This is a genomic window from Arthrobacter sp. NtRootA1 (genome assembly GCF_019976975.1).
GTDB lineage: Bacteria > Actinomycetota > Actinomycetes > Actinomycetales > Micrococcaceae > Arthrobacter > Arthrobacter aromaticivorans.
On sequence record NZ_AP024630.1, the window covers coordinates 880608 to 898438 of the forward strand.

A 17831-nucleotide genomic window follows, 5' to 3' on the forward strand; every position below is an offset into this window, starting at 1 on the left:
TTTGCCCGGATTGGAGGGGCTTTTGTTTCCGGGAAGTCATAGCGTTGCTTGGAACGTCTGCGTGGCCCTTGCGTACCTTGCTTCCCCGCCCAAACCAGTGTCGCTGGAAGTCAACAGTTGCAGTGCTTCGGCCGCGGGGGTCCCGGGATCGGCGGTGTACATCAGGATGCGGTGGCCGGATTCATCAGGCGGGGTGAGGACCTCGAAATTGAGTTCCAGGTGGCCTACTTCGGGGTGGTGCATGTGCTTGAGGCCGGACATGCAGTTCTCAACAGGATGCCGTGACCACAAATTGGCGAACTCATCGCTGTTCACGGTCAACTCGCCTACCAGCGAAGCCAGTTCCTGATCATCAGCTGAGCGGCCGGCAACCAGCCGCAGCGATGCTACAGCGCGGGTGGCTTCTTCTTGCCAGCGTGTGTAAAGCTCACGGGTGTGACGGTCGAGGAACAACATTCGCGTCATGTTGGGCCTCGTTGAAGGCGTCCTGGGCGCTGCGAAGTCCAAATGACCAGCCACAAGCCGATGACCCATCCCATTCCATGCCAGCACTTCACTCCGGCGTCCAAGGACGACCGCGGGTATGTCGGACATTGACTGGATGAGTCTCAGAATGCCAGGTCTTACCTTGTCCGGCTTGGTCACGGTGCGCCGCTTGGTGGTCCCGGACCGGGCAAGATTGAACAGGTGCGCACGCTCGTCTGCGCTGAGGTCGAGGGCGCGCGCGATGGACTCGATGACGGCCTCGGAGGCGTTGTTGCTCAGGCCCTGCTCCAGTCGGGTGTAGTACGTGTTGCTAACGCCGGCGAGCATGGCGAGTTCCTCCCGGCGGAGGCCAGGTACGCGGCGGATACCGTAATTCAGAAGGCCAACGTCCTCAGGCTGTAAGGCAGCTCTTCGAACGCGAAGGAACTCCCCAAGTTCACTGTGACTACTCATGAGCCTCATTCTGCCGGTGTTCACCGGTCGTGTCCTGTCACTGCCAGGGGTAGGCACGAGGGGGTGTGGTTGTTCCCGGGACATTCCGTGACGGTGGAGTTGTGAAGATGCCGCCAACGGGCGGCTACCCCCTCCAGAAAAGGATCGCCGTCATGACCACTCAACCGGATGTCACCACGGGCCAAGGTGTCCCACTTTCAACCGAAGCGAAACCGACAACTGCACAGGCGGGACGGATGACAGGCCGACAGCGGCTGGCACTCATTGTCCTGCTCGCGGCGAGCTTTACCCTGGCCGTTGACTTCTCAATCCTCGGTGTCGCACTCCCGGCCATCGGCGCCGACGTCGGATTCAGCTTGGAAAACCTCCAGTGGATCGCGACGGCGTTTGCCCTCTGCGCCGCCGGGCTGACACTGTTGTTCGGACGTGTCGCGGACGTCGTCGGCCGCCGCAAAATGTTCATCTTCGGCATGGCCCTGCTGGGCGCAGCATCGCTCGCTGGTGGCTTGGCTACTGACCCGGCCTTGCTGCTCATTGCTCGCGTAGGCCAAGGCACCGCGACGGCCATCGTTGTTCCCTCCGCCCTGTCGTTGCTGCTGGCATCCTTCCCTGAGGGCCCTCTGCGCGATAAAGCGCTGGGCCTGAATGGCTCGCTGATGGCTGCGGGCTTCACAACTGGCGCCATCCTCGGCGGGCTTTTGACCGACCTGCTCAGCTGGCGGTGGGCGTTTTTCGTCAACGTGCCGGTGTCTATCGCAGTACTGGTTATCGCCCCCATCGTTCTCGCCGAGAGCAAGCCCACCACCAGGTTGAAACTGGACGTTCCGGGCGCCATCACGGTGACCCTGGGTCTACTGGCCTTGGTCTTCGGTCTTACCCATGCTGCCGAACACTCCTGGACTGATCCCCTGACGTTGGGCTCGCTCGCCGTAGCAGTCGTGCTCGTCGTTGCGTTCATGGCCGTCGAACGCAGGGCAACCTCGCCGCTGGTACCGCTGGAGATTCTGAAGCGCTCTACCGTTGCATGGGGAAACATTGCCGGCATCCTAGCCTTTGCCACCGAAACGTCCCTGGTATTCCTGTTGACCCTGTACCTGCAGCAGGTGCTTGGCTACACCCCACTCGGGGCCGGCTTGGCCTTCGCAGTCCTTGGCCTCGGCACCGTGATTGGTGGCATCCTCGGGCCAAAGGTCATAGGCAGGATCGGCAACAAGAAGGCCATCATCTACGGATTCATCGTCCAGGCGATCGCTACCGGTGCCCTCGTCTTGCTCAGGGCCGATCCCGCCTCCATCGGTCCGCTGCTAGTGGCCACCTTCATCGGTGGTGTCGCCAACCTTGTCGTCATCGTCGGATTCATGGTCACCGCAACCTCCGGCCTGTCCAATGAAGAACAAGGCTTGGCCACCGGACTGGCAACCATGAGCCAGCAGATCGGCATCACCATGGGTATCCCGATCATGAGTGCCATCTTCACTGCCCAGATTCTCTCCATCGGCAACAACGAGGCCCCGGCCGTCCTGAGCGGCGTAACGACGGCGATATGGGTGAACGCTGGTCTGTGCCTCCTGACCGCGTTGGTCGTAGGTCTTTTCCTCCGGAAACCCGTGCCGGCCGCCTGACGGCATTATCTCCACAAACGAATGCTTGAAGCAGCCCCGCACCGACCGGCGCTCGAACCTGGCGGCTCGTGCGTACCTTTGTAAGCGTTGACTGGGAGTGAAGGACAAAGCGCTTAGGGGGCGAATGTCTGCCTGTCCGGAAGACCAGCATGTCCTCGTCGATGACCGAGGCCCCCGGCCGCCGGGGTCGCCCGTTGCGGCAGCGCTCGATTGGCGTGGCCGGAAGGGACAGCCCGACCGTGCGGAACGTTGCGGCCAGGGTCACTCAACAGGGCACAAAGTCCCGGATGGATTCGCATCTTTCCCAGTCCATCGCGGAGCCGATCCTGCAGACTCAGCTATTCTTGCCGACCATGCGATTTTGGGAAACGACGCCATCAACCCATGAGCGCAGGGCTGCTGCCGGTGCGGCCCCGGCGCGGCGGGCGAGGACCTTTCCGCCGATCAGGATCATGAGCGTGGGCACCGCTTGAATGCCGAAACGCCTGGCAAGATGGGGCGAGTTGTCCACGTCGACTTTGACGAGTTTCACCGTTCCGGCCCGTTCCTGCGCCAATTGATCGAGCACCGGGCTGACTGTCCGGCACGGGCCGCACCAGACCGCCCAGAAGTCGACAATTACCGGAAGAGTTGCCCCTTCGGCGACTTCGGCGAAGTCTCCGTCGCTGGCGGCAAGGATCCAAGGCAACAGCTGATGGCAGTGCCCGCATCGCGGCAGGCCGCTGGCGCTGGATGGAACCCTGTTTGGCTTAGCGCAGTGCGGGCATACGGTGATGTTTTCTGTCATTCCTCCCGGCTTTCAGACGGTGGGCTGGCCGGGGCAACGAGGTCAGTATTGGCATGGGGTCTTTCCCGATGCTGTGCTCCCGCTTCGCGCGCGCAATGCTCGCAGCAATAGATTCCTTCGTCGGTCTCGACGCCGTGTCCCAACACCCGGCAGCCACAATGTTCGCACGCCGGCGCCATCATGTGGATGGCACATTCGAAGCTGTCGAAAGTGCCCTTTTGGTCACCCCTCGTGACCGTGAAAGTCCTCGGAGCGTCGTTTCCGCAAACGTCGCATCGTGCCATCGTTGTGTCCTTTCATGGTGACCGGTGGAACCGGCTCCGTCATTAGGTCCGAAAAGAGGCCCATGCCCAGTATCAGCCGTGACCCATCCGTGCCGTAGGGGCGAAAGGCCCCGGACGATGAAACCTGGTTGGAGTTGACGGGTGAGAGCTGTCCTAAGGGACTTCCTCTTGCGCGACCCGGGCCTCCGCTGCCCTCCGGCCACCACGCTGACCCTGTCGAAGCGCCAGCAGCGGAAACAGGAGCACAGAGAGCATGCCCGCTCCGACGAGTGCCGATGAGATTCCGCTTGAAATGAACCCCTGATCCCTGCCAATGGCTGTGACGGCAACGATGATCGGCAGGCCTGTTGCCCCGAACAGCATGATTGCCCGTTTCTCGGCGAAGGTGGACCTCGGCGGGGCAGCAAGCATCGATGGCAGGCCCCGGATGATCAGCAGGAGGATCACGAACAGCGGGAGCATTGCCAGGGCTGAGGGGCTGGACGTGAGTGCGCCCAGATCGAAATCTATGCCGGTATCGATGAAGAAGATGGGCACAAGGAACCCGAACGCGACGGCGTCGAGTTTGGTTTCGATCACCTTCCGGTCCCGTTCGGGTGCACGGGCAATGGCCACTTTCCAAAGGACGCCTGCGGCGAATGCCCCCAGCAACATGTCCAGTCCCAGGACCATGCTCAGCACCACGAGCACGGTGAGAATGAACATGATGGAGCGGACAGCGAACTGGCCGCTGGTGTGGAGGGTCCGGGTGACCTGCGAGTGGAAGAGCGTGTGCCTCGCCTTGGAGGCCAGGAAAATCGCAATGCCGGCCAGGAAGACAAATCCGAGAAGCACCGCCGTAGCCGGTCCCAACTGCCTGCCACTGAAGAACAGCGAGATTGCAATCAGGGGACCAAACTCGCCAGCTGCCCCCAATGCCGTCACGGCGATCCCCATCGGTGATCTTGATTCACCGGAATCGCGAAGGATGGGCAGCAGTGCCCCCAACGCCGTGGAGCACAGCGCCACCCCGATGATGACCGCGGCCTCCGGCGTTGGGGCCAGCAGAAAGCCTGCGCCAACGCCTGCGGCCAACGAGATCACCCAACCGGCTGTGGCACGGATAGCGGGACGGCCACGGATATCGGCAAAATCAATCTCATTGCCGGCCACGAAGAAGAGCATCGCCAGCCCGAAATCGGCCAGTGTATCCGTGAACTGCGTAGATTCGATCCATCCCAACAGGCTGGGACCCAACAGGATTCCGAGGACGATCTCGAACACCACAAGGGGCACTTTGACCACCCGGTCAAGGAAGCGGACCGCCAAGGGCGCCGCCACAGCCAGTAGAGCGATCAGAACCAAGGTTGTAGACAAGCCCTGCATCAGCGGTACCTCCGGTACCTCGCCCGCTTCGAAGGAAAAGTATTCCAAAGCTACCGCTACACCTGCGATGACGCCATGACGCCGGACTCCCGGTAGGGGCCAGAGTTATCCACAAGCAGGAAGAAGCGCACGACGCCGGGTCCCGGCCCGCGTTAGTCTGGTTACCTCGGCTGAAGCAAGCGGCCGCAACACCCACTGTGCGGAGCCGTTTTCCAATGTCCGATGATCCAGACCTGGGCGCCCTTGCGGCGTCTTCCTTTTCCCTTCCCAAGCTCCGCCCCGGCCAACTCGCAGCCATGAACGCGCTCGCAGGCGGCCGCGACGTCCTGGCGGTCATGCCCACTGGTTACGGCAAATCAGCCACCTACCAAGTGGCAGCCAGGTACCTCTACAACCAAACCGGGCGCCCCGCCGTCGTGGTTTCTCCCTTGATTGCTTTGCAGGAGGACCAGTTGGATGGGCTGAACGGGCAGTTGGGTGACGGCGTTGCTGTCGCCATTAACTCCTCCCGTAGCGACGCGGAAGTGGAGGACGCCTGGGAGGCAGCGGAGTCCGGCAAAGCCACTTTCCTGTTTCTTGCCCCGGAGCAGTTGGCAAAACAGGAGACGGTGGACCGGATCGCCAAACTGGACATCACTATGTTCGTTGTGGACGAGGCCCACTGCGTCTCCTCCTGGGGCCATGATTTCCGCCCCGACTACCTCGATCTTGGAAATGTCCGCGAACGATTGGGAAACCCTCCAGTGGCGGCCCTTACGGCCACAGCCTCCCCTCCGGTGCGCGATGAAATTCTGGAACGACTCGGCATGAAGGACCCGCTGATCCTCGTCCGGGGCTTTGACCGGCCCAACATCAGCCTTGACGTGGTCCGCCATCAAGAAGACAAAGGCAAGCGAAAAGCAGTCCTGGAGCAGGTTGCCTCCCTGGCCAAGGGGGGAGAGCGGGGGCTGCTGTACGCCGCCACCCGCAAGGACACGGAAAAGTACGCCGCCAAACTGGCAAAGGAAGGACTCCGCGCGGAGGCGTATCACGCCGGTCGATCTGATTCTGACCGGGAGCGTATCCATGAGGAGTTCCTGGACGATCAGCTGGACGTCGTGGTTGCCACAACAGCTTTCGGCATGGGTATCAACAAACCCAATGTGCGATTCGTCGTCCATGCCGACATTCCGGAGTCCCTGGATGCTTACTACCAGGAAATCGGCCGTTCAGGACGCGACGGTAAACCGGCTGCTGCCACACTGTATTACCGCGAAGAGGATCTCGGCCTGCGGAAGTTCTTCGGCGCGCATTCACCGGACCCGGATTCGCTCCTGGCAGTTTTGAAGATCCTGAAAGCCGCAGGCGCTCCTGCCCCGAAGAGCGCGCTCGCGGAGCTGACCGGATTCCCCGTCCGTCGCCTCACCGGGCTCGTCAACCAGCTGGAGGAAGCCGGCGCTGTCACCACAGGCAAGCGCGGCATCCGCTTGGCATCCAAAGCCAAACTATCCGCCCTGGTGGCCCGCGCCGTCGAACTGGCCGAGGCCCGGCAGCGCGTTGACCAGTCCCGGCTGTCGATGATGCGCGCATATGCGGAGACGGACAGCTGCCGCCGGCAGTTCCTGCTGGGCTATTTCGGTGAGGAACTTTCGGAGCCGTGCGGCAATTGTGATGTGTGCGCCGCTGCTTCCAAAACCGGCAATGGTGTTCACAACACAAAGGAAGAGCGCGGCTCAGATGAACAGCGGGCTGGCGAAAGCGATCCATTCCCGCTGCAGTCCGCTGTGATTCACAAGGAATGGGGCCCGGGTTTGGTGATGAGGCATGAGGACGACGTCATCACCGTCTTGTTCGAGCAGGAAGGGTACAAGACGCTCTCCCGCAGCGCTGTTATGGAGCATGAACTCCTGAAACCTGCATAACTTTCAGGTGTTCAGCTCCAGCATCAGGGCGGGCAATTCGTCGGCGAGTTCGCGCGCAAGGAACCCGAGCGGGCCCAGCTTGCTGGCCAAGCGGTCGGCCGCGGCGGCGTGGAGGTGGGTTCCCCAGCAGGCGGCCTGTGCGCCGCTGGTTCCACGCGCCCGGAGGCCAGTGATGGCACCGGCCAGTACGTCTCCACTGCCTGAGGTACCCAAGCCTCCGTATCCGGTGGTGATCTTCCACAGTTCAGGGTCCCCTGAGCCTTCTCCAGGTGGACGTGCGATCACGCCCTGGCAGCTAACCACTGCGCCGTACTGTTCGGCGACGACGGCCACGTCAGTTTCGAGGTGGTTTACGTCCCGTCCCAGCAGGACTCCCGCCTCAGTCGGGTTGGGAGTGAGGATCAACCTGCCCCGCCAAGGTTCCAGCATCCCCTTTAGCTTCACCAGCCCGCCGAGGGCGAAGGCGTCGAGGACAATGGCAGGATCTTCGCCTCTGAGCTCCTCCCGCTCCAACAACCTGGTGAGCAATTCCCCTGCCAGGTCCGGATCATCCAAGCCGGGCCCGACCAACACGGCGTCTGCCCGTTCCAAATACCTTGAGATGACGTCCAGCCCCTCACCGGTAACGGACCCATCGGCAGTCTCCGGCAAGCCCACCGCCCCGCACTCCGGGAGTGCTACTCCCACCTGCACCGCCACGGACTCGGCGACTGCCAACGTAATCTTTCCGGCCCCCGCGCGGAGGGCGGCGATGCCAGCCAGGACGGTGGCGCCCGGAGTAGTCCGCGCACCGCCGATGATCAACACAGCGCCGCGTGAGTATTTGTCTTCGCCAGGAGCCGGCAGCGGCCAATCGCGCAGAAGGGATGGCGTTACTTGCGTGGGGCCCGTGGCGCCGTTGAAATCACTGTGGGTGGACACTGGCATCCCCGGCATGCTCGGTGACCGTAACTCCCTGTTCGGTGAGATGGTCGGCCACATTGAAGCTCTCGAGCGTCCACGGTCCAGCACCAGAGGGGCGCACATACCGGGTTATCGATGCGTTCAGGACTGTCGTTCCGGCGGCGAGGTCCAGGATCTCCCGCTCGGACATCCCCTCCAGGACGTATCGGACCAGCAGGATCACTGCATCATGGCAAACGAGCATTACGCGGTGTCCTCTTCCCAGATTGTTGAGCTCGTCCAGGACGGATCGCAGGCGAAGCGCCACATCAGCCCAGGATTCACCGCCCGGTGGCCGGTAGTACAGCTTGCCCAGCCAGAGGCGCCGTTCGGCTTCATCGGGGTAACGCGTTTGCACGCCTAAGCGGGTGAGTCTGTCCAAAATGCCCAATTCCCGGTCGCGGAGGCGCTCATCCGTGTGGACTTTCAGGGACCACCCAGCTGTTTGAACGGCAATTTCCGCTGTCTGAAGGGCGCGTGCATAGGGGGAGGAGACCACCGTGTCCGGACAGAACTCCTCCGCAATCCGGGACAACGCAGTTCCCAGTGCCCTGGCCTGATCCTGGCCGGTATCCGAGAGGTTGACGTCCGGATCCCTGGCGGGGACGTCAATGACCTCAGCCCGCGCCAGCCGGGCTTCCGTTGCGGCCACGTTGCCTTCGCTTTCTCCATGCCGGACCAGCAGCAACTCAACAGCCCCGGCCTCCTGCACCGCCTCTGTCAGGCCGTCGTCGTTCAAGAAAACCAACTCCTTCGCGCGCTTCGCCGAATGCAGAACACTACCCACTGCGTACCCACGGGACCAGAGAATAAACGTACGACGGCGAGCTGCCGTCCCAGCGCTGGCCGTCCACCCGCCGTCGAGCATGAAAGACATAAGGGGACCCGCCGGTACTGTTGCCGGAACCCATGGTGAAGTAAGTTGCTCGCATGGAGGACACATACCAAGTCATCGTGGTGGGTGCCGGATTTGCAGGCGTTGCGGCAGCCAAAAAACTCGGCCGGAAGGGCGTACGCGTCCTGTTGATTGACTCGAACAACTACCACCAGTTCCAACCGCTCCTTTATCAACTGGCTACTTCCCAGATCGGGGTTTCCGCCATTACGCGCCCGCTGCGCTCCGTCTTCCGCCGCTATGAAACTGTCAGGGTCCTGACGGCGAGTGTTGCCTCTATTGATACTGCGCAACGGTCAGTCACTACCGCCGATGGCGTGACATTGCAGGCGGAAATCCTGGTCATTGCGGTAGGTGCAGTTCCCAACTTCTTCAACACCCCAGGCGCCGGGCAACATGCTTTTCCGCTGTACTCCGTCACGGACGCCACCAGACTGGGCACCGCCATTACCCGGCTGCTGGACCACGCCGATAGAAACTCCGAAGGCTTGGTAGATGTGGTAGTGGTGGGAGGAGGGCCCACTGGCGTGGAGACGGCCGGAGCCATGGCAGAAAACGTGAAATACATGGTCCGCAAGTACTTCTCTCCTCAGCTCGCTGCCCGCTGCCGCGTGCATCTGGTGGACATGGTCCCGAGCGTGTTGAACATGTTCTCCACGAAGTCCCAGCGGTACGCCACCGAACGTCTTCAGAAGGTGGGCGTCCAACTGCATATGGGAGTGGGCGTTACCGAGGTGCGAACCGATGGTGTGGCGCTGGCTGACGGGAGCTTTGTCCCCGCGCAGATCGTTGTTTGGGCAGGCGGCTTGAAAGCGGGAGACCTCATCAGCACTTCGGGGCTGACACAGGGCAAAGGTGGGCGTGTCGATGTCCGTCCAGACTTGACCGCCCCGGATGTGGATGGTGTGTACGTCATCGGCGATGCAGCGAACATCACCGATTCCACTGGCGCGAAGTTGCCCCAGCTCGGCTCCGTAGCCCAACAGGCCGGAAAGTGGGCGGCGGCCAATATCCTTGCAGACCTAGCCGGTGGGAGCCGTACTCCCTTCCGGTACGTGGACAAGGGCTATATGGCCATGGTGGGCCGGGGTGCTGCCGTGGCAGAACTGGGCCGCAAACGAATCCAGTTGCAGGGCCTTTTCGCTTTCTTGTCCTGGCTCTTGGTCCATTTGGCCCTATTGTCCGGAGTCCAGCAGAAAGTCCGGGCACTATTTTCCTGGCTCAACGGATATCTCCTGCACAGTCCCGCGCAGGTGGTGGTCAGTGGCCCAACCGAGAAGGAGCTCTCCGGGCTGACTCTTCCCGAAGTACGTCCGGCGCCATCAACCGATGCGGGCCTGGAAAAGGAATAGGCTCAGTCGGAAGCGGAACGGGCCTTCTGAACGCGATGTGCCACTAATCCCCACGCCATCAGAAGGAAGCCACAATATCCCAAGGGGGACGGACTGATTGGTATGGCCAACAGCATCATCAGCACTCCAACTGCTACAGCAAGAACGTGGCGGGCCTGCGGTTCATAGGTGCGACGCGCGGGGATCCCTGTTTCCAGTTGACGGGCCAAGCCCGGATCCTGAATGAAAAGTTCCCGTTCGAGTTGCTGCAGCGCCCTGCGCTCCCGTTCGTTCAGATGCATGGTTGTCCCTCCCATGTAGCGCTAAGGCTCCTCGGTGCGATCGGTGAGCCAACCGGTTTCTTTCAAGGAATTCCAGCGGCACAATAAGCTAAGCATGCTTACTAAATGCTCCGCAAGGAAAATTTTCAGACCCTCATTCCGGTCAGCGTCGACTTTGGAGACTGACTACGATGGCAAGTAGCAACCCCGATCAAGGAGCACAATGTCACTGAAGGACCGCCTCAAAGCAGACGTCGTTGGCCACATGAAGGCGGGCAACAAAACAGCGCTCACCACCGTGCGGAATGTCCTGGGTGAGATCAGCACCCGCGAGAAGTCGGGCAAAACGCCCATCGAGTTGGACGATGCGCAGGTTACGTCACTGCTTCAAAAGGAAGCTGCCAAGCGCCGGGATACCGCACGCATCTACACCGAAGCCGGGGAAGTAGACAGGGCAGCCGCCGAAGTTGCGGAAGCTGAGATCATCGAGGAATACCTCCCCAAGCCGCTAAGCCGCGAAGAAGTGGAAGCCATCGTCGACGAAGCCATCGCCGCTCTTAAAGCCGACGGGCAGGAACTCTCAATGCGTTCAATCGGCGCCGTGATGAAGCCGGTAACCGCCAAGGTTGCAGGACGGTTCGATGGCAAGACCGTCAGCGAAATCGTGCGGGGTCGCCTGAGCTAAGACCCGCCGGATGGCTCGCCGTTAGCGAGTCGGCCATTCCCAAGCAGCCATCGCAAAGTATCGGCGTTGCGCACGGCGTTGCCACCGCCGTCGTTGTTGAAATAGGCGTACACGTCCTTGCCCGTGCTGTTCCACTCACGAATCCGATCCGCCCACCAGCGAAGATCCGCGTCCGAATATGAGCCGCCGTAGAGGTGCTCAGTATCCGGTCCGTGAAGCCGGATGTAAACGAACGGTGCCGTGGCCCGAAGGATGCACGGCAAGTTGGCGCCGCTCATGACGCAGTAAGCTGCCTCGTGGCGTTCAAGCAACGCGTAGACGTCAGGGTGGTCCCAGCTATCGTGCCGGAATTCCACCGCCACGCGAATCCATTGGGGTAAGGCTGCAAGGAAGTAATCGAGGCGGGCATCATCGCGGGCAAAATCAGGAGGAAGCTGGACAAGCAGCACAGCTCTTTTGTCACCCAGTTCGTGCCAGCAGCGGGTAATGCGTTCCACCCACACTTCAGGGCTGTACAGCTTTTTCCCATGCGTGAGACCACGGGGCGCCTTGACCGACATCGCAAATCCTGCAGGCAGGCGATCATGCCAGCTCTTGAATGCGGTGTCCCGCGGCCAACGGTAAAAACTCGCGTTGAGCTCAACCGTGTCGAACCGGGCCACGTAGTGGGCCAGGCGCTTGGCCGTGGGCAGGCCCGGTGGATAGAGCACATTTTCCCAGTGGTCGTAGCTCCAGCCAGATGTACCTATGCGGATACTCATGCTGTGGATGGTAGTCCGCGAGAACGTGCTTATGGCCGAGGCGTGGTCCTGGCGATCAACGCCTGGAGATCTTCGGCAACCTTGGCCACCTCGCGCTGCCGTGTCGACTTTGCTGCGTGCGTGGAGGGTCGGGCGGCTCTGGGAGAAATCCGTGTCCGGGCGTCGCGACGGAACGCGCCATCGCGTCCAATCCTGGGATCACGCACGGGCGCGTCGACGGTGACGCGGCCCTTGAGGGGGTCGTGAAAGAGTGGCAGATTCATGGTCCATTCCGGGGTAACAAGCCGCTTGAAAGGGATTCAAAGCGATGTGGCCGAGTGCGAACTCTGATCCTGACATATGTCCCACATCCGCGATATGGACGGTTGCATACCACCTCGCCCGGAAGCGGTGCAAACGTCCAGTTCTCTGGCGAAAGCCCGTTCGGCTCTGGCAGCCGGGCTCTTCACCAACACCGGGCGCCTTGGCGACGTAGCGTCGGGCCCGATTATCGCTTGGACCGCATTCGGACCGGGGCCGTAACTATCCCCACAGCGCCTTCTTCAACAGTTCCCTGAGTTGGGCATTCTCCTCTTCACTCAAAGCTTCGAGCTGGCTCCGTTCGCACACCTCGAGGGCAGCCCGCGCCTTGTTGTGGATCCGGCGGCCCTCAGCTGTGGAGACGATGATCTTGGCGCGGCGGTCCTGCTTGCCTTGAGCTCGTTTGACCAGGCCGCGGTGTTCGAGGTCGTCCACCAGGCTGACTACCTGGCTCGGATCCAGGCTCAGGAAATCCGCCAGCTCACGCTGTGTGGGTTCCAGGCCACTGCAGGCGAGGGTCAGCACGGAGAAGGAGCGTTCGCGAAGACCGTAATCCGCCAGGGCTTTGTTGTTCAGCAGTGATCCTGTGGCATGCAGCTTTGCCAGAAGAAGCCCCACGTCATTGCCAATCTTCGCTGCCGCGAGGCGGGGGGTTTCGGCTTTGGTGCTCTGCGTGCCCATGGCAACTCCAATAGTAAATAAAAACAATCGTTGACTTTTTCAATGATCCGTAATCTCATTGATCATGACAAGGATCTCACGTGGCAGTGGGATCGGCCCCACCGGCTCCCGCCGGTTACTGCATGCGAAGGAGCACGCCATGAGTTTGAACGGCAAGGTTGCAATCGTCACCGGGAGTGGACAGGGTCTTGGACTCGCTTACGCGAGGGAGCTGGCCCGTCAGGGTGCCGCCGTCGTTATAAACGATGTGAACGCGGAGACCGCGGCGCAGGCTGTCGCGCAGATTGAGGCCGACGGCGGCCGGGCCACCGCGGTGGTGGTTCCGGTGGGCAGCACGGAGGCTGCGAAAGCGTTGGTGGCCGGTGCCGTTGATGCATTCGGGCGGCTGGATATCCTGGTGACCAACGCCGGAATCCTGCGGGACAAGAGCCTGTTGAAGATGACCGATGAGGACTTCGACCTGGTTGTCAACGTCCACCTCCGCGGAACGTTCACCTGTGTCCGTGAGGCCTTTGCGTACTTCAAGGAAAACAACGTTCCGGGCCGGATCATCACGATTGGTTCGCCGACGGGCCAGCGTGGCAACTTCGGCCAGACCAATTACGCGGCTGCGAAGGCCGGGATCGTGGGCATGGTCCGCACGTGGGCTTTGGAAATGAAGAAGGCCGGCGTGACCGTCAACTCGGTGATCCCGGTGGCGGCGACGGCGATGACCAAGACCGTCCCGTATTTCCAGAAGGCCGTTGAGGCCGACGAGCGTGGTGAGGCCATGCCGTCCTTCTTCCGCCATGATCTTGGTTTTGGGACCGCCGATGATGTGGCGGGGCTTATTGCCTTCCTCGCCTCTGATGCGGCCTCGGGGATTACGGGCCAGGCCATTGGAGCTGGCGGTGACCGGCTGCAGGTGTGGACGCATCCGACGGCGGCGACCACCGAATACCGCGACGGCGGCTGGAGCTATGACGCACTGCGCGAGAACGCTGAGGACCTTTTCAGCAACGAAAACCTTCAGGGCTACGGTGAGGAATTCCTGCCACTGCCGGCGGAGCTGCAGCCAGAACCTGCACAGGCGCGCTGATCATGGCCCGTTACGAACTGGGCGTCGACCCTTCGGCGCTGGACGCGATCGACATGCACGTCCATCTGGAAGTGGACAGTTGCGGTCACGGCTCACTCCCGGCAGCGCTGACGGAGGCCTCGGCGAAGTATTTCAAGTCCGAGGACAGGACGCCGTCACTGGACAGGATCGCGGAGGTGTACCGCGAGCTGAACATGGCCGCCGTCGTCTTCACGGTTGACGCGCGGACCCAGCTCAAGCACGAGCCGAACAGCATCCCGGAACTGATTGCGGGTGCAGCACGGAACAATGATGTGTTGATTCCGTTCGGGTCCGTGGATCCGCGAACGGGGGAGGAAGCGATCGCGGGGGCGAAGCATCAAGCCGTGGAGCTCGGTGCCCGCGGGTTCAAGTTCCATCCGTCGCTGCAGGGTTTCGATCCGTCCAACGAGCAGTTCTACCCGTTGTGGGAGACGCTGCAGGAGCTGGGGCTGCCGGCCATTTTCCACACCGGCCAGAACGGTATGGGCGCGGGACTTCCCGGCGGGTACGGAATCAAGCTGGCCTACTCCAACCCGTTGCTGCTGGACGCTGTTGCCGCGGACTTCCCGGGCCTGCAGATCATCATGGCCCACCCCTCGGTGCCCTGGCAGGATGAAGCGAACTCAATCGCCACCCACAAGGCGAACGTGTTCATCGACCTCTCCGGCTGGTCGCCCAAGTACTTCCCGGAGTCCCTCGTGAAAGCGTCGAATTCCGTGTTGCAGGACAAGGTTTTATTCGGCACTGACTTCCCGCTGATCACCCCGCAGAAATGGTTGGGCGCGTTTGCTGACCTGCCTTTGAAGGACGAGGTCCGCCCGAAGGTCCTCAAGGAAAATGCGGTTCGGCTGCTCGGATTGGGTGGTTGACATGAGCACGACCGTCTTGGACCAACGGCTGTATTCTGCGGCGGATTGGTATGACGCCGAAGCCCTCCTCACCGCCGAGGAGCGCGCCGTCTTGGCCCAGCTCCGGAACTTCCTGGACGCCGAAGCGAAGCCGTTGCTGGCCGAGTACTGGGAACGGGGCGAGTTCCCCGAACAACTGGCGCAGCCGCTGATCGATCTTGACTTGATGGAGCCTTTGGACGAGGCCGCACGGGGGATCTACCAGGGGTTCCGGATCTTCGAACTCGCCCGCACTGACGCTTCGCTGGCTACCTGGTACACGGCCCAAGCCGGGCTGTTCCGGACCGCGATCCGGGTGGGCGCCTCGGAGGAACAGCAGCGCGAGTGGATGCCCCGGGTTGTGGATTTCTCGCTCAAGGGTGTGTTCTCGTTGACCGAACCGGAACACGGCTCGGACATCGCCGGCGGGCTCTCCACCACCGCACGCTATGAAGCAGGCGTTGCAGGAGAGGCCGGCGGTACAGGGGCCGACGGCGGAACCTGGGTCCTCGACGGCGCCAAGCGGTGGATCGGGGGCGCCTCAACGGCCGATGTGCTGTGCGTGTTCGCCCGGGACGTCGCCGACGGGCAGGTCAAAGCGTTTCTCGTGGACCGGCAGGCTGCCGGCGTGAGGCTTGAGAAGATCCACGGCAAGACTTCTTTGCGGATGATGCAGAACGCGCATATCACCCTGAACGGCGTGAGGGTCCCGGAGGCCATGCGCCTGCACAACGTGAACTCGTTCAAAGACGTTGCAGCGATGCTCCGGGCCATGCGCTCGGACGTTGCGTGGATCGCCACGGGCATCCAAGCCGGTGCTTTCGAAGCCGCGCTTGCCTACGTCAAGGAACGCCAACAATTCGGCCGTTCGCTGGGCTCATTCCAGTTAATCCAGGAGAAACTTGCCCGGATGCTCGGCAACATCACCGCGTCTCTCTCGCTGGTGGTGAGGCTGACCGAACAGCAGGGCTGGGGCATCTACCGGGACCAGGACTCCGCGCTGGCAAAGATGCAGACCAGCCTGATGATGCGCGAAACCGTCGCCCTGGCACGCGAAGTGGTGGGCGGCAACGGCATCACGCTCGCCGCCGACGTCGCGCGTTTCCACGCAGACGCCGAAGCCGTCTACTCGTACGAGGGCACCCACGAAATCAACGCCCTCATCATCGGCCGCGCCCTCACCGGCGACAGTGCCTTCACCCGCTAAACCAAAACACAACTATCAGGAGGCAACCGATGCCCAACCTCGTCGTCGATTTCGACACCCTGCTCACCATGTCCGGCAAGGACCTCGGCACCACCGACTACCGCGAAATCACCCAGCAACAGATCAACCTGTTCGCTGACGCCACTGACGACCAGCAGTGGATCCACACCGATCCCGAACGCGCCAAGGACGGCCCTTTCGGTGCCCCCATCGCGCACGGCTTCCTCACCTTGTCCCTCATCATCCCATTCTGGGGTGAGCTGTTCGACGTCGACGGTGTCACCACCAAGGTCAACTACGGTCTGGACAAAGTCCGCTTCACTTCGCCGGTCAAGGTCGGTTCCAAGGTCCGTATGAACGGCACCATCGCCGACGTCACCGAAGTCAAAGGCGGCGCCCAGATCAAGGTCAGCGCCACCATCGAAATCGAAGGCCAGGAGCGCCCCGCCGTCGTGGCCGAATTCCTCGCACGCTTCTACAAATAAGCAAAAGCACCACACCAAATCCCTCCTCTCCCAAGGAACAGCCATGTCAGGACACACTGCACTCGCAACTGCGAGCACGGCCGCGAAGCGTAAAGAAGCGCGTACGGTCATCTTGTCCAGCTATCTGGGCAGCACCATCGAGTTCTACGACTTCCTGCTGTACGCCACCGCCGCGGCGGTCGCCTTCCCCAAAGTGTTCTTTGCCGGTACAGACGAATGGGTGGGCGTCGTAGCCGCCTACGCCACTTTCGCTGCAGGATACGTTGCACGGCCCCTGGGCGGCATCATCTTCGGCCACTTCGGTGACCGCATCGGCCGCAAGGGAATGCTGATCGTTTCCATGGCGATGATGGGCATTGCGTCCACCTTGATCGGTTTGATTCCCGGGGCCAACGTCATCGGTCCCTGGGGCGCCGTGCTCCTCGTGGTCCTGCGCGTCTGCCAGGGCATTGCGGTCGGAGGCGAATGGGGTGGCGCCGCGTTGATGGCGCTGGAACATTCCGACCCCAAGCGGCGCGGCTTCGCGGCATCGTTCGTGAACGCAGGAGCGCCAACAGGGGCCGTCCTCGGCACCGTCGTCATGGGCATCTTTTCCGCCCTTCCTCAGGACGCGTTCCTCGCGTGGGGCTGGCGTGTGCCGTTCCTCCTGTCCTTCGTGCTCCTGATCGTTGGCATGTTTGTCAGGCTGCGTGTTTCCGAAAGCCCGATCTTCGCCGAAGCCGTCGCCAAGGAAAGCGCCCAGGGCACCAAGCGTAAAATCCCTCTGCTGGAAGTGCTGCGGCGTCCCAAGGCGCTGATCATGATCATGTTTGCCGGCGCCGCAGGATTCGGCTTGCAAGTAGTACTGCCCACATTCTCCGTGACCTACGCGGTCTCCAAGGGCGCACCGCAGCAGGGCGTGCTCTATGCCTTCGCGGGAGCCTCGGCCATCTCCATCCTTTTCGTCCTACTGGGCGGAAGATTGTCCGATCGCTTCGGACGCCGCCCGATCATGGTCACCGGACTGGCCCTGTTCATCCTGTACCTGTTCCCGATGTTCGGAATGCTCAGCTCCGGCAACATCGCATTGATCTTCCTTGCATTCACCGTGGCACTCATCCTGCACTCATCCCTCTATGGACCCCTTGCTGCGTTTGTGTCCGAGCAGTTCGGTACCACCAACCGCTACACCGGTGCAGCCGTCGGTTACCAGCTCGCCACCCTGATCGGCGCTGGCTTCACGCCCGGCATCGTTGCGGGCCTCTACAAGGATTCCGGCCAGAGCATCATCCCTGTGGTGGTATTCCTGTCTGCCATGTCAGTGGTGTCGATTGTCTTCATCCTGCTCACGCGAGAGTCTAAGAACAACGACCTTTCTTCGGTCAGTTAGGAGTACTGCA

General features: G+C 61.8%; 19 protein-coding genes. 9 read left to right on the forward strand and 10 right to left on the reverse strand.

The features are described 5' to 3' along the window. Nucleotides 1–36 precede the first annotated feature (36 nt). On the reverse strand, nt 37–939 hold the full coding sequence (locus tag LDN90_RS04210; RefSeq protein ID WP_223948028.1) for a helix-turn-helix transcriptional regulator: 903 nt from the start codon (nt 937–939) through the stop codon (nt 37–39). Between the two features lie 236 nt (nt 940–1175). Between LDN90_RS04210 and LDN90_RS04215 the strand changes: the two genes are divergently transcribed. Continuing rightward, entirely contained in the window at nt 1176–2561 is a 1386-nt protein-coding gene (locus LDN90_RS04215) for an MFS transporter (RefSeq protein WP_223949235.1), read from the forward strand. Between the two features lie 334 nt (nt 2562–2895). Here LDN90_RS04215 and trxA read toward each other — a convergent pair whose 3' ends face one another. From trxA to LDN90_RS04230, 3 genes are all read right to left on the reverse strand, one after another. Beyond that, nucleotides 2896–3348, reverse strand: a complete 453-nt coding sequence (gene trxA, locus LDN90_RS04220) for a thioredoxin (protein ID WP_223948029.1) — start codon at nt 3346–3348, stop codon at nt 2896–2898. After that, the gene (locus tag LDN90_RS04225; protein ID WP_216926960.1) at nt 3345–3632 is read right to left on the reverse strand and encodes a hypothetical protein; all 288 of its coding nucleotides are present in this window, start codon (nt 3630–3632) and stop codon (nt 3345–3347) included. Before LDN90_RS04225 ends, trxA begins: the two co-directional genes overlap by 4 nt. A 153-nt stretch (nt 3633–3785) precedes the next feature. Next, on the reverse strand, nt 3786–5045 hold the full coding sequence (locus tag LDN90_RS04230; protein ID WP_223948030.1) for a cation:proton antiporter: 1260 nt from the start codon (nt 5043–5045) through the stop codon (nt 3786–3788). Nucleotides 5046–5212: 167 nt separating this feature from the next. On the opposite strand from LDN90_RS04230, the gene LDN90_RS04235 reads away from it, so the two are divergent. Then, nucleotides 5213–6898, forward strand: coding sequence for an ATP-dependent DNA helicase RecQ (locus LDN90_RS04235; protein ID WP_223948032.1), 1686 nt, complete (start codon nt 5213–5215; stop codon nt 6896–6898). A 3-nt stretch (nt 6899–6901) separates the two neighbouring features. On the opposite strand, the gene LDN90_RS04240 is transcribed toward LDN90_RS04235, so the two are convergent. Beyond that, nucleotides 6902–7825 (reverse strand): NAD(P)H-hydrate dehydratase, encoded by a 924-nt coding sequence (locus LDN90_RS04240; RefSeq protein ID WP_223948033.1) that lies wholly within the window; start codon nt 7823–7825, stop codon nt 6902–6904. Then, complete coding sequence (locus LDN90_RS04245; protein WP_223948034.1) at nt 7803–8588, reverse strand: histidine phosphatase family protein; 786 nt, start codon at nt 8586–8588, stop codon at nt 7803–7805. The genes LDN90_RS04240 and LDN90_RS04245 overlap by 23 nt, the downstream gene beginning before the upstream one ends. 182 nt (nt 8589–8770) lie before the next feature. Here LDN90_RS04245 and LDN90_RS04250 point away from each other — a divergent pair, with 182 nt between their 5' ends. After that, entirely contained in the window at nt 8771–10087 is a 1317-nt protein-coding gene (locus tag LDN90_RS04250; RefSeq protein WP_223948035.1) for an FAD-dependent oxidoreductase, read from the forward strand. 2 nt (nt 10088–10089) lie between these two features. On the opposite strand, the gene LDN90_RS04255 is transcribed toward LDN90_RS04250, so the two are convergent. Then, nucleotides 10090–10368: a DUF3040 domain-containing protein gene (locus LDN90_RS04255; protein WP_223948037.1), complete on the reverse strand. Its 279-nt coding sequence runs from the start codon at nt 10366–10368 to the stop codon at nt 10090–10092. A 202-nt stretch (nt 10369–10570) separates the two neighbouring features. On the opposite strand from LDN90_RS04255, the gene LDN90_RS04260 reads away from it, so the two are divergent. Continuing rightward, a complete protein-coding gene (locus tag LDN90_RS04260; protein WP_223948038.1) occupies nt 10571–11032 on the forward strand; it encodes a GatB/YqeY domain-containing protein in 462 nt (153 codons plus the stop codon). Here LDN90_RS04260 and LDN90_RS04265 read toward each other — a convergent pair. The 3 genes from LDN90_RS04265 to LDN90_RS04275 form a co-directional block, all read right to left on the reverse strand. Then, nucleotides 11029–11793, reverse strand: coding sequence for a DUF72 domain-containing protein (locus LDN90_RS04265; protein WP_223948039.1), 765 nt, complete (start codon nt 11791–11793; stop codon nt 11029–11031). The two genes, LDN90_RS04260 and LDN90_RS04265, sit on opposite strands and share 4 nt — an antisense overlap. 29 nt (nt 11794–11822) lie before the next feature. Beyond that, nucleotides 11823–12056 carry a hypothetical protein gene (locus LDN90_RS04270; RefSeq protein WP_216926967.1) on the reverse strand — a complete coding sequence of 78 codons (234 nt, stop codon included), beginning with the start codon at nt 12054–12056 and terminating at the stop codon, nt 11823–11825. 259 nt (nt 12057–12315) lie between these two features. Continuing rightward, the gene (locus LDN90_RS04275) at nt 12316–12774 is read right to left on the reverse strand and encodes a MarR family winged helix-turn-helix transcriptional regulator (RefSeq protein ID WP_223948040.1); all 459 of its coding nucleotides are present in this window, start codon (nt 12772–12774) and stop codon (nt 12316–12318) included. A 139-nt stretch (nt 12775–12913) separates the two neighbouring features. On the opposite strand from LDN90_RS04275, the gene LDN90_RS04280 reads away from it, so the two are divergent. Genes LDN90_RS04280 through LDN90_RS04300 form a run of 5 tightly spaced genes read left to right on the forward strand, consistent with a single transcriptional unit; the run spans nt 12914 to nt 17821 of the window. Beyond that, nucleotides 12914–13852: an SDR family NAD(P)-dependent oxidoreductase gene (locus LDN90_RS04280; RefSeq protein ID WP_223948041.1), complete on the forward strand. Its 939-nt coding sequence runs from the start codon at nt 12914–12916 to the stop codon at nt 13850–13852. Then, the gene (locus LDN90_RS04285) at nt 13852–14742 is read left to right on the forward strand and encodes an amidohydrolase family protein (RefSeq protein WP_275964102.1); all 891 of its coding nucleotides are present in this window, start codon (nt 13852–13854) and stop codon (nt 14740–14742) included. The genes LDN90_RS04280 and LDN90_RS04285 overlap by 1 nt, the downstream gene beginning before the upstream one ends. Nucleotide 14743: 1 nt before the next feature. Continuing rightward, a complete protein-coding gene (locus LDN90_RS04290; protein WP_223948043.1) occupies nt 14744–15967 on the forward strand; it encodes an acyl-CoA dehydrogenase family protein in 1224 nt (407 codons plus the stop codon). A gap of 29 nt (nt 15968–15996) precedes the next feature. Next, on the forward strand, nt 15997–16452 hold the full coding sequence (locus LDN90_RS04295) for a MaoC family dehydratase (RefSeq protein ID WP_216926972.1): 456 nt from the start codon (nt 15997–15999) through the stop codon (nt 16450–16452). A 43-nt stretch (nt 16453–16495) separates the two neighbouring features. Further along, a complete protein-coding gene (locus LDN90_RS04300; RefSeq protein ID WP_223948044.1) occupies nt 16496–17821 on the forward strand; it encodes an MFS transporter in 1326 nt (441 codons plus the stop codon). Nucleotides 17822–17831: the final 10 nt, after the last annotated feature.